The following is a 12,172-nucleotide window of genomic DNA, read 5'->3' on the forward strand; positions in this document are numbered from 1 at the left end:
GCGGCACCGCGAACGAACCTGAGAGTTTAAACCACCGCCCCATGTTGAAGCTCGACCGCTATCTATTGGGCGATTTCGTCCAGAGTTTCCTGGCTACCCTGATCGTCCTGCTGGTGGTCAGCGTGGGCGGCGTGCTGGTGGACATCCTCGGCAACATCGCCGACGGGCGGCTGCCGGCCAAGCTGCTGTTCTCGCAGCTGGGCCTGCAGTTCATCGTCTACATGCCGCTGATCCTGCCGCTGGCACTGATGCTGGGCCTGCTGCTGGCCATTGCCCGCCTCTACCGCGACTCGGAAATGGCGGTCATCACCGCCATCGGTGTCGGCCCCCGGCGCCTGCTCAAGCCCCTGCTGATGCTGGTGCTGCCGGTGATCGCGGTGGTCGGTGCCTGTTCGCTGTGGCTCGGCCCCTGGGCCGGGCGCACCGCCGAACAGATGGTGCAGGACGCCAACCGCAGCGTGCTGATGGCCGGCCTGGAGCCGGGCCGGTTCACCCCGCTGCCCAATGGCGGGGTGGTCTATGTCGCCTCGATCTCGCCCGATGGCAGCCAGCTGGGCCGGGTGTTCCTGCAGCGGCAGAAGGAGGATCGCCTTGAAGTGGTGTCCGCCGCCAGCGGCCGCATGTACTTCGAAGGCGCCCGCCAGCGTTTCCTCGAACTGGATGATGGCCACCAGCTGGAAGGGCCGGCGGCCGGCGCACTGGACTACCGCCTGGCAACCTTCGCCCGCAACGACGTGGCGCTGCCCGACGGCAGTGAGGCCCGCAAGAGTGATGACCCCGAACTGATGCCGACCACCGCGTTGTTCGGTGACAAGCGCCCCGAGGCCCAGGCACAGCTGCACCGTCGCCTGGCGCCGCCGCTGATCGCACTGGCCTTTGCCCTGCTGACCGTGCCGCTGGGACGCAGTTCTCCGCGCCAGCAGCGCTATGGGCGGATGATGCTGGCCCTGATGGCCTACATGGTCGGTACCAACCTGATGTTCATCGGCAGTGGCTGGATCGCCAACGGCCAGATTCCGCCGGCGCTTGGCCTGTGGTGGCTGACCCTGCCGCTGCTGGCACTGGCGATCTGGATGTACGCGCGTGACGGCCGCATGGCCCGCCCGAAGGGAGCCCGCGCATGATGCTGCGACCGATGCGTTTCGATCTGTACCTGGGCCGGGCAGTGCTGGGTACCGTGCTGCTGACCTGGGCGGTGCTGGTGGGCCTGGACGTGCTGATGGCCTTCTCCGGCGAGTTCAAGGACATCGGCAAGAACGGCTATTCGTTGGGCCATGCGGCCGCGTGGGTGCTGTACACCGTGCCGCGCCGGGCCTACACGATGTTCCCGACCGCGGCGGTGATCGGCGCGCTGATGGGCCTGGGCCAGCTGGCCGCGACCTCGGAGCTGACGGCGCTGCGCGCGCTGGGCCTGTCGCGCAAGCGCCTGAGCGTGTCGGTAGCGATCGCCCTGTCGCTGCTGACCGGGCTGATGGTGATCAGCGCCGAGACCCTGGGGCCGTGGGGCCAGAACCGCGCCGATTCGCTGAAGATGAGTGCCAAGTGGGGCACCGACATGGCGGTGGCGCGTTACTCCGGCCTGTGGGCGCGCGAAGGTGACACGTTCCTCAATGCACAGAGTGGCGAGGAACAGCTGGTCGGCGACAAGGGCACCCGGCTGATTCTGCGTGACGTGCGCCTGTACAAGATCGACGAAGAGGGTCGGATCGGTACGCTGACCCATGCGGCCACCGCCGAGCATGACAAGGATGGCTGGGTGTTGACCGGCGTGCGCCGTGACACCTTCGGCGAGCGCTCGGCAACGCGCCAGGAAGCGGCCCGTGAGCCGTGGAATTCCAAGCTGGATGCCGGCGCCCTGGCGACCGGCATCGCCAAGCCGCGCAACCTCAGCGTGTCCGAGCTGAGCACCAGCATCGCCTACCGCGAGCGCAACGGGCTGGATGCACGCGACTACGAGGATGTGTACTGGAGCCGCTGGTTCTATCCGTTGAATGTGCTGGCGCTGTGCCTGGCGGCGGTGCCGTTCGCGTTCGGTTCGCTGCGCAGTGGCGGCATGGGCAAGCGCTTGTTCCTGGGCATCCTGTTCGCGCTGGCGTTCTGGCTGCTGCAGCTGTTCTTCGGCCGCATGGCCGGTGCGCTCAAGTTCGACTACCGCATTGCCTATGCGCTGCCGCCGATCGTGATGCTGGCGGTGTCCGGGTTATTGTTCCGGCGCAAATCGGGCTGATTCCGGTAGCGCCGGGCCATGCCCGGCGAAGGTGTGCGATATCCCGCGTCCGCCGGGCATGGCCCGGCGCTGCCAGGACAGGTCAGCGCTTTGGCATCCGCAGCAGCTGCGTGGCACTCGCGCGGTCGTGCCAGGTCAGCCGCTGGCGATCCACCAAGGCCCACCAGAAGCCCAATCCGCCCAGCAGCAACGACAGCGTGGCCACCGCGAAGCGCAGCCACAGCTGGCCGCGTCGCAACGGCGTGCCATCGCGTGATTCCAGCTTCAAGCGCCACGGGCGCATGCCCAGCGTCTGCCCACCGCGCCGCCAGCTGGCGGTGGCATACCACCCGGTCATGGCCCAGCACACCGCCCACAACAGCCATTGCCAGGCACTGAAAGGCGCGATGTTGTCGCGCTGCGCATGGCCACTGAACGTATAGGCCAGGGTGAAGGCCGTGCCGGCCAGCATCCACAAGGCCAGCACCGGCAGCGCGTCATAGATCATCGCCAGCAGGCGCCACAGCAGCAGCGCGCGCGGGCGGGGCGTATCAGCGGCGACGTGGGCCGCATCGGTGGCGGGGCTCGACATGTGCCGAGCATACGCAATGCTGGCCGTGCCCGCAGTTGGCCTCGTATCCTGCGTGCATGGCCGTCACTTCCACCCCCGCCGAACGTCGTCAGCTGGTCCAGCAATTGCCCGAGCTGCGCGGCGAGGACAGCCAGCGCATCCAGCGCTTCCTCGATGCGATCTGGGCCGAGCACGGTCTGGCCCGCGCCACCCTGGACAGCTATCGCCGCGACCTTGAAGGCCTGGCGCGCTGGTGTGACGGGCGCGACGGTGGTCTGGCCGGTATTGAACGTGCCGGTCTGTTCGATTACCTGGCCTGGCGCACCCGCCACAACTGGTCACCGCGCAGCAATGCGCGGTTGCTGTCGGCGCTGCGCGCGTTCTTTGCCGATGCCGTGCGGCGTGGCGAACGCAGCGAGGATCCCAGCGCACTGCTGGACCCGCCGAAGCTGCCACGGCTGCTGCCCAAGGCACTGGCAGAGAGCCAGATCGACGCGCTGCTGGCGGCACCGGATATCGACAGTCCGCTCGGCCTGCGCGACCGCGCCATGCTGGAGCTGATGTATGCCGCCGGGCTGCGGGTGAGCGAGCTGGTGCTGTTGCCCGCCACCGCGGTGAACCTGCGCCAGGGTGTGCTGCGGGTGACCGGCAAGGGCAGCAAGGAACGCCTGGTGCCGCTGGGCGAGGAGTCGCAGTACTGGCTGGAACGCTACCTGCAGCAGTCGCGACCGCAGCTGGTGGGGAAGGGCAAGGTGCAGGCGCTGGCCGACGGGCAGACGCCCTTGTTCATCGAACCGGCGCTGCTTGGCTTGACCCGCCAGGCGTTCTGGCACCTGGTCAAGCGCTACGCGGCGGTGGCCGGTATCGACCCGGCGCGGATCAGTCCGCATGGCCTGCGGCACAGTTTCGCCACCCACCTGCTGAACCGTGGCGCCGACCTGCGCGCGCTGCAGATGCTGCTGGGCCACAGCTCGCTGTCCACCACGCAGATCTACACGCTGGTCGCACGCGAACACCTGCAGAAACTGCACGCCCGCCATCATCCACGCGGCTGAACCCCTGCCGGGCCTGTGCGCGGCATCGCGGACCGCTCAGGATGGCTGTGTCAGAATCCGGGGTCTTCTTTCTGCTGCGGACTGCTCCATGCTCCGATTCGCCATCGCCGCCGTGTTCGGCGCGCTCAGCCTGAGTGCCTGCGCCCAGCCCGCCCCGCCCGCCGCAAAGGCCCCCGCTGCAGCGGCAGCCAAGGCCGGCCCTGCCGCCACGGCCAATGCTCCGGCCGAGCAGGCCGTGCGCAAGGCGCTGACCGAGCTCAACCCCGGCTTCCAGGTGGACTACATCGGTGCCGCGCCCTTCCCGGGCTTCCGTGAAGTGGTGGTCTCCGGCCAGCTGCTGTACGTCTCCGACGACGGCCGCTACCTGTTCCAGTCGCAGCCCTACGACACCCGCGCCAAGAGCCCGGCCAACAGCGAAGGCCTGCTGGGCTACCGTCGCGACCTGCTGGCCAAGGCCAACCATGGCGACCGCATCGTGTTCGCCGCGCCGAACGCGAAGTACACCATCAGCGTGTTCACCGACATCGAATGCGGCTACTGCCGCAAGCTGCACCAGGACATCGCCGAGCTCAATCGCAACGGCATCACCGTTGAATACCTGGCCTTCCCGCGCATGGGGCTGGGTAGCAAGGATTACACCGACATGATCTCGGTCTGGTGCGCGGCCGATCGCCGCCAAGCGCTGACCAATGCCAAGCGTGGTGGCACGGTGGCAGCGAAGAACTGCACCAACCCGGTGGCGATGCAGTACGCCCTGGGCCAGCAACTGGGGGTGAATGGCACGCCGGCGATCTTCGCGCCCGATGGCACCCAGCTCGGCGGCTACCTGCCGCCGGCGCAGTTGCGTGCTGCGCTGGAGAAGCTGTCGGCCAAGCGCTGATTGAAACGCCGCCGGGCATGGCCCGGCGCTACCGTGGATGGGCGGGTAGCGCCGGGCCATGCCCGGCGGATGCATCAGACAGAAAGCCGGGGACGCAGTGCGGCCCCGGCTCTTTTTTTTACTTCAACCCATCACTGACCGCCTTGGTCAGCGTGCCCTGCGCATCGTCGCCGCTGAACTCCCAGACGAACGCACCGCCCAGTCCCTGGGTCTTCACGTAGCCCATCTTGCGGGTGATGTTGGCCGGGGTATCGAAGCTCCACAACGTGCTGCCGTTGTAGATCCAGGTGGCACCGGCGGTGTTGTCGGTGTAGCTCGGCCACGCCAGGTTCTTCAGCACCTTCCAGTCTTCGATGCCAGCCTCGTAGGTACCCGGTGCCGCACCGGTGGCGCTCTGGTACAGGCCGTTGTTGGCGTTGGTCACCCCGGTCCAGCCGCGCCCGTAGTAACCGATGCCCAGGTTGAGCTTGGCGGCGGGAACACCACGGCTGATGAAGGCCTCGATGGCGTCGTTGCTGTTGTACAGCTTCTGGTCGCCGGTGGACGGATCATTCGGCGAATCGAACAGCGCCGACTGGTGATTGGTCTTCGCATCCCACGCGCCGTGGAAGTCGTAGGTCATCACGTTGATGTAGTCCAGGTACGGGTGGTACGCGGCCGGATCGGTGACGCGGATCTTGTCGATGCCGGCGCCGACCGCCACCGTCAGCAGCAGGCCCGGGCGCACCGCATCGAGCTGGCGGCGGAATTCGGCCATCAGCGCGGTGAAGTTGGCGTTGTCCTCGGGCGTGCCGCAGGCGATACCGCAGGCCACCGGGTATTCCCAGTCGATGTCGATGCCATCGAACACCCCCAACGCCGCACCGGGGCCACCGGCACCGTCGGTCACCGGCAGGTTGCCCTTGATGTAGGCGTCGATGCACGAGGCGACGAAGGCCTGGCGGTTGGCCGGTTGCGCCGCGCTGGAGAAGCCGCGCGACCAGGTCCAGCCACCCAGCGAGATCAGCACCTTCATGCCCGGGTACTTGGCCTTGAGCTGCTTGAGCTGGTTCCAGTTGCCGCGCAGCGGCTGGTCCCAGGTATCGGCGCTGCCGCTCACGCTTTCGCCGGCACCGAAGGCCTTGGTGTAGTCGGCGAAGGCATCGCCACCGGCACCGGTGTTCGGGTCCGACGCCTGGGTGATGCCTACTTCGCAGCGGTTGTTGCGCACGTTGCCGAAGGCGTAGTTGATGTGGGTCAGGCGCGCGGCCGAACCGCTGCTGTCGATGTTCTTGACCCGGTAGTTGCGGCCGTAGATGCCCCACTGGGTGAAGTAACCGATGACCCGCTTGCCGGTGGTGCCACCGTCGCCGGCCAGGGTGCTGGCGGTCACTGCCGTGCCCTGTGCCGACGCATTGCCGGCGTTGTCGCGGGCACGCACGCGATAGCTGTAGCTGGTGGACGCAGTCAGGCCGCCATCGACATAGCTGGCGCTGGACGGCGAGCCGACCAGGCTGCCATTGCGGTACACGTCGTAGCCGGCCACGCCGCTGCCACCGGTGTTGTCGGTGGACGGGCTCCAGCTCAGGGCGATGCTGTTGGCGGTGCGGGTACCCACGGCCAGCCCGCCGGGCACGCTGGGCGCGGTGGTATCGCCACTGGCCGCGTTGACGGTGATGGTGATGGTCGCGGTGCTGGCGGTGGCGTTGTTGTTGTCGGTGGCGACCGCGCGCAGGGTGTGGCTGCCGGCGCTGGCGTTGGCCCAGCTGGCGCTGTACGGCGCGCTGGTGTCGATGCCCAGCGAACTGCCATCACGGAAGAACTCGACCTTGCTGACGCTGCCGTCCGCATCACTGGCGTTGGCGGTCACGTTGACCGTGCTGCCGGCGCTGAAGGTGGCGCCGTTGGCCGGCGAGGTCAGGCTGACCACCGGCGGCTGGTTCGCCCCGCCGCCGTCGCAGGCGCCGAGGTTGGTGTAGTAGGGCGCCCCGGCCGGATGGTCCGGCGGCGCATTCCAGATGTCCTGGTTCGCCCGGTAGAGGACCCCTCCTTTCTGCAGGGTGTCGCCACTGCGGTAGATCTTGGCCTGGTCCCACTCGGCCACGCCGGCACAACTGGCGGCCTGGGCCAGGCCGGGCAGGGCGACCGCCCCGGCCAGGGCCAGCAACCAGGCCAGACGGCGCGGGCGACAGCGATGAAGGGAAGGGTGGGCACTGCGTACATCGGCACTCTGCACAAGCGGGTCGTACATGGTGTGTCTCCGATCGATGGTTGGCGCGCGGGCCAAGACGGCGCCGCACGTAACGCAGGGTCCGGACGTCACCCGGGAAGGCGACGGAGGGGGCGGACGGAGGTACCTGGTGGGCCGGGGAGAGAGTCCGGCGCCAGGTGGGGACAACGTTGTCATCAATTGCGTGGTCAATCCGTGAGCGAGTGCATGGTTTGGGTATCCGGGCGAGGGCGGCGCTGTCGCGCGGTCGGCAGCCATCGGCGGAGCCCCCTCGTGGCTGGCATCTAGAGCAGGTTCTGGGGTTGGGCCGGGCGGGTGGGTTGCGCAGGGGACGCCGTGAATACGTCCCTGTAGGCTCGGGCGCGCCTTGCTCGTGTGCGCTGTCCTGCGCACACGGCAAGACCGGGGTTGGGCGTCCTGCCCAACCCGCCCGAGGCATGCCTCGGGCCCATGGCGCTTACGCCCCTGCGCAACCCACCCGCCCGGCCACGGAGAGGTTCCTGCGGCGCCAGCCACGAAAGACAGAACAGAAAATCAAGATCAAACGCCGATCGCTTCGCTCTCAGGCGTTTGATTGCAGGCCTTTCCCTGGTTGCCGGCCAGCGGCCGGTAACCAAGGAGCATCCACGCATGGCGTGGATCTACCGTGTCGACCAAGGTCGACACCTACCAACAGCAGCAGGAAACTGTCGAAGGCGGGGTGGGTCCGGTTGCGGGGGCGTGAGCGCCATGGATGGCGCGACCGAGCCTCCATGGACGGATTCACGGCGTCCCCCGCAACCGGACCCACCCCGCCATCCCACGGGAACCCGGCTTTTGCTTTGGCCGTTGCCGTTGCCTTGGCTTCGGCGGGTGCCGGGCGCCGCCCGGCCGAAGCCTATCCCCGCTTCCGGTACAATGTCGGGCCCGTTTCCCAACTACGGTTCCCCGGACATGATGGTCCTCGAGGGCGCGCCCGCCCTGTCGCCGTTCCGCCGCGAACGTCTTGAATCCCGCCTGCAGTCCATCGCTCCCTCCCTGCGCATCAGCGGTGCCTGGCACGTCTACTTCGTGCAGGCCGAGGGCACTGCCGCCCCCGACGTCGATACCCTGTGCCGCATACTGGAAGCCCGCCCGCAGTCCGAGGCGGTTGCTGACGGTGCGGTCAGCCGCATCGTGGTGCCGCGCCTGGGCACGCTGTCGCCGTGGTCGAGCAAGGCCAGCGAGCTGGTCCGCGGTGCCGGCCAGCCGGTCAGCCGGGTCGAACGCGGCCTGCGCATCGACGTGCAGGGCTGGCCGACAGACGCTGCCGCCCAGCAGGCACTGGTCAAGGTGCTGCACGACCCGATGACGCAGTCGGTGCTGGAGCGCGTTGATCAGGGCCAGTCCCTGTTCTCGACCCCGGCCCGTGGCGAACTCGAGCGCGTGCCGGTGGACCAGCTGGAGGCCGCCAACCAGCGCCTCGGCCTGGCCATGGCGCAGGACGAGATCGACTACCTGCGCGAGCGCTTCACCGCGCTGGGCCGGTCGCCGTCGGACGTGGAACTGATGATGTTCGCGCAGGCCAATTCCGAGCACTGCCGGCACAAGATCTTCAACGCCAGCTGGACCATCGACGGCCAGGAGCAGGACCGCTCGCTGTTCCGGATGATCAAGAACACCCACCAGCAGACCCCGCAGCACACGCTCAGCGCGTACAGCGACAACGCAGCGGTGATCGAAGGCCATCCGGCCTCGCGCTATCGCCCGGACCCGGCCAGCGGCGAGTACCGCCGCGAACCGCAGGTGCCCAGCGCGTTCCAGATCAAGGTGGAAACGCACAATCACCCGACCGCGATCGCGCCGTTCCCGGGCGCGTCGACCGGCGCTGGTGGTGAAATCCGCGACGAAGGTGCGACTGGTCGTGGCGGCAAGCCGAAGGCCGGCCTGAGCGGATTCTCGGTCTCGCACCTGCGCATTCCCGAGCTGCCGCAGCCGTGGGAAGCGCCGCGTGCGCTGAACCCGCGCATGGCCCCGGCGCTGGAGATCATGACCGACGGCCCGCTCGGCGGCGCCGCGTTCAACAACGAATTCGGCCGCCCGGCGCTGCTCGGCTACTTCCGCAGTTTCGAACTGCCGGAAGGCGCCGACCTCGTGCGCGCCTACGACAAGCCGATCATGCTGGCCGGTGGCCTCGGCGCCATCGATCGCGTGCAGGTCGACAAGATCCTGCTGCAGGACGGCGATGCCGTGATCGTGCTCGGCGGCCCGGCGATGCTGATCGGCCTCGGCGGCGGTGCCGCCAGTTCGGTCGCTTCCGGTGAGAGCGCCGAGGACCTGGACTTCGCCAGCGTGCAGCGTGACAACCCGGAAATGGAGCGACGCTGCCAGGAGGTCATCGACCGCTGCGTGGCGATGGGGGCCGGCAATCCGATCAAGTTCTTCCATGACGTCGGTGCCGGTGGCCTGTCCAACGCCATTCCCGAACTGCTGCACGATTCCGGCGTGGGCGGCATCATCGACCTGGGCAAGGTGCCCACCGATGATCCGTCGCTGTCGCCGATGCAGCTGTGGTGCAACGAGTCGCAGGAGCGCTACGTGCTCGGCGTGGCGCAGGAGCGCCTGGCCGAATTCGCCGCGCTGTGCGCTCGTGAGCGCTGCCCGTTCGCTGCGGTCGGTGTCGCCACCGCAGCCGAACACCTGGTGGTGGCCTATGGTGCCGTGCCGGGCAACATCCCGGCCGACGCGCCCATCGACCTGCCGATGGACGTGCTGTTCGGCAAGCCGCCGAAAATGCACCGCGATACCGCGCACCCGCCGGCACCGCGCTGGCCGGCATTGAAGACCGGTGGCCTGGATCTGCAGGAAGCCGGGCTGCGCGTGCTCGCACACCCGACCGTGGCCTCCAAGAACTTCCTGGTCACCATCGGCGACCGCAGCGTGGGCGGCCTGACCGCGCGCGAGCAGATGGTCGGCCCGTGGCAGCTGCCGGTGGCCGACGTTGCGATCACCCTGGCCGATTTCGACGGTGTGGCCGGCGAGGCGATGGCACTGGGCGAACGCACGCCGCTGGCGCTGCTGGACGCGGCGGCCTCGGCCCGCATGGCCGTTGGCGAAGCGCTGACCAACCTGTGCGCAGCCCCGGTCGACGCGCTCGATGAAATCAAGTTGTCGGCGAACTGGATGGCCGCTGCAGGCCACCCGGGCGAAGACGCGCTGCTGTACGACGCGGTGAAGGCGGTGGGCATGGAACTGTGCCCGCAGCTGGACATCAGCATCCCGGTGGGCAAGGACTCGCTGTCGATGCAGGCGCAGTGGCACGACCAGGGACAGGCACACAAGAGCGTGTCGCCGGTGTCGCTGGTCATCACCGCGTTCGCGCCGGTGGCCGATGCGCGCCAGCAGTTGACCCCGCTGCTGGACCGCGATATCGACAGCGAGCTGTGGTTGATCGGCCTCGGTGCCGGCAAGCAGCGCCTGGGCGGTTCGATCCTGGCCCAGGTGCATGCCGACCACGGCGACCTGCCGGCCTTCGCCGGTGCCGCCCCGGACCTGGACGACCCGCAGCGGCTGCGTGGTTTCTTCGAGCTGATCCGCGATGCACGCCAGGCCGGCCTGCTGCGCGCGTACCACGACCGCAGCGACGGTGGTGCGTTCGCCGCGCTGTGCGAAATGGCCTTCACCTCGCGCCTGGGCCTGGACATCACCCTCGATGCCTGGGGCGATGACCCGTTCCGCAGCCTGTTCAATGAAGAGCTGGGCGCCGTTGTGCAGATCGCCCGCGAAGACCGCGCCGCGTTCGCCGACCTGGTCGAGCGCCATGCGCTGACCGAGTGCGCACAGCGCATCGCCAAGCCGACCACTGCGCCGGTGGTGCGGGTGTCGCTGGGTGGTGATTCGCTGGCCGAATGGCGCTGGGAAGCGCTGTTCGATGCCTGGTGGTCGGTCACCCACGCCATGCAGAAGCGCCGCGACAATCCGGCCAACGCCGATGCCGAGCGCGAGATCGCCCGCGCCTTTACCGCGCCGGGCCTGAAGCCGAAGTTGAGCTTCGATCCCAATGAGGATGTTGCCGCACCGTTCGTGCAGACCGGGGCGCGTCCGCGCGTTGCGATCCTGCGCGAACAGGGCGTCAACGGCCAGATCGAAATGGCCAACGCCTTCGAACGTGCCGGCTTCCGCGCGTTCGACGTGCACATGAGCGACCTCATCGAAGGCCGCGTGGCGCTGCAGGACTTCACCGGCCTGGTTGCCTGCGGCGGCTTCAGCTACGGCGACGTGCTCGGTGCCGGCCGCGGCTGGGCGACCTCGATCCTCGAGCGCACTGCGCTGCGCGATGCCTTCGCCGCGTTCTTCGCGCGCGAGGACAGCTTCGCCCTGGGCGTGTGCAACGGCTGCCAGATGATGAGCCAGCTGAAGGACATCATCCCCGGTGCCCAACACTGGCCGCAGTTCCGCCGCAACGCCAGCGAGCAGTTCGAAGCCCGCACCGCGCTGCTGGAAGTGGTGGAGTCGCCGTCGATCCTGCTGCGTGGCATGGCCGGGTCGCGCCTGCCGGTGGCGGTGGCACATGGCGAAGGCCAGGCGGTGTTCGACAGCGCCGTCGACCAGGCCACAGCCCGTGTCGCACTGCGCTACATCGATGGCAACGGCAACGTCGCCAGCCAGTACCCGCTGAACCCGAACGGCTCGCCCGACGGCATTACCGGCCTGACCAGCACCGACGGCCGGGTGACCATCATGATGCCGCACCCGGAGCGCACCCCGCGCGCGCTCAACCTGAGCTGGGCCCCGTCCGAGTGGCAGGGTGATTCACCGTGGATGCGCATGTTCCGCAACGCACGGGTGTGGTGCGGCTGATCGCACACGTGTTGCGCAGCTGACGATGCCATCGCGTATGGAAACCCGCCGGGAAACCGGCGGGTTTTTCTTTTTGAATACGGAAATTCCTGTGCTGGCCATCAGTTACATACGTTTTCATACGTGAAGATTCCATCACGTATACCTAACAAAATACGTACATAAACAAGTGAAACAGTGAACTGCTTCACGGCAATGGCTTTTGCTGCGTCAAAGTCTTGACGATTCGCAAAGATGACGTTAACACTTGACCCCCGTTTCAAATCTGTTCATCCCGCAGTAACCGCACGGCGCATGCGCTCGGTTTTCTGTCCCTGCGCGCCGTTCGGCAATACCCCGCAGTAAATCACGCGAATAAACGCCCCCAGGGGACGTTGGGCCACGAAGGCTCGGCGGTGGCGTTGCTTTGCCCAAAACCAGTCCAATCAGGAGC

General features: G+C 67.9%; 7 protein-coding genes. 5 read left to right on the top strand and 2 right to left on the bottom strand.

Annotation, left to right across the window (positions count from 1 at the left end; genetic code table 11):
• The first annotated feature begins 41 nt into the window (after positions 1–41).
• Positions 42–1,124: an LPS export ABC transporter permease LptF gene (gene lptF, locus CR918_RS01145; protein WP_032977254.1), complete on the top strand. Its 1,083-nt coding sequence runs from the start codon at positions 42–44 to the stop codon at positions 1,122–1,124.
• On the top strand, positions 1,121–2,227 hold the full coding sequence (lptG, locus tag CR918_RS01150; protein ID WP_025879356.1) for an LPS export ABC transporter permease LptG: 1,107 nt from the start codon (positions 1,121–1,123) through the stop codon (positions 2,225–2,227). Before lptF ends, lptG begins: the two co-directional genes overlap by 4 nt.
• A gap of 82 nt (positions 2,228–2,309) precedes the next feature.
• On the opposite strand, the gene CR918_RS01155 is transcribed toward lptG, so the two are convergent.
• A complete protein-coding gene (locus tag CR918_RS01155; protein ID WP_025879355.1) occupies positions 2,310–2,798 on the bottom strand; it encodes an RDD family protein in 489 nt (162 codons plus the stop codon).
• Between the two features lie 56 nt (positions 2,799–2,854).
• Between CR918_RS01155 and xerD the strand changes: the two genes are divergently transcribed.
• Together xerD and CR918_RS01165 are read left to right on the top strand one after the other, a co-directional pair.
• The gene (gene xerD / locus CR918_RS01160) at positions 2,855–3,832 is read left to right on the top strand and encodes a site-specific tyrosine recombinase XerD (RefSeq protein ID WP_099841879.1); all 978 of its coding nucleotides are present in this window, start codon (positions 2,855–2,857) and stop codon (positions 3,830–3,832) included.
• A gap of 88 nt (positions 3,833–3,920) precedes the next feature.
• On the top strand, positions 3,921–4,712 hold the full coding sequence (locus tag CR918_RS01165; protein ID WP_032977259.1) for a thioredoxin fold domain-containing protein: 792 nt from the start codon (positions 3,921–3,923) through the stop codon (positions 4,710–4,712).
• A 118-nt stretch (positions 4,713–4,830) separates the two neighbouring features.
• On the opposite strand, the gene CR918_RS01170 is transcribed toward CR918_RS01165, so the two are convergent.
• Complete coding sequence (locus CR918_RS01170) at positions 4,831–6,942, bottom strand: glycosyl hydrolase family 18 protein (RefSeq protein WP_099782772.1); 2,112 nt, start codon at positions 6,940–6,942, stop codon at positions 4,831–4,833.
• Positions 6,943–7,854: 912 nt separating this feature from the next.
• Between CR918_RS01170 and purL the strand changes: the two genes are divergently transcribed.
• Positions 7,855–11,739 (top strand): phosphoribosylformylglycinamidine synthase, encoded by a 3,885-nt coding sequence (gene purL, locus CR918_RS01175; RefSeq protein WP_207759513.1) that lies wholly within the window; start codon positions 7,855–7,857, stop codon positions 11,737–11,739.
• Positions 11,740–12,172 lie beyond the last annotated feature (433 nt).

Origin of the sequence: Stenotrophomonas indicatrix, assembly GCF_002750975.1 — a bacterium.
In the GTDB taxonomy this organism is placed as follows: Bacteria; Pseudomonadota; Gammaproteobacteria; order Xanthomonadales; family Xanthomonadaceae; genus Stenotrophomonas; species Stenotrophomonas indicatrix.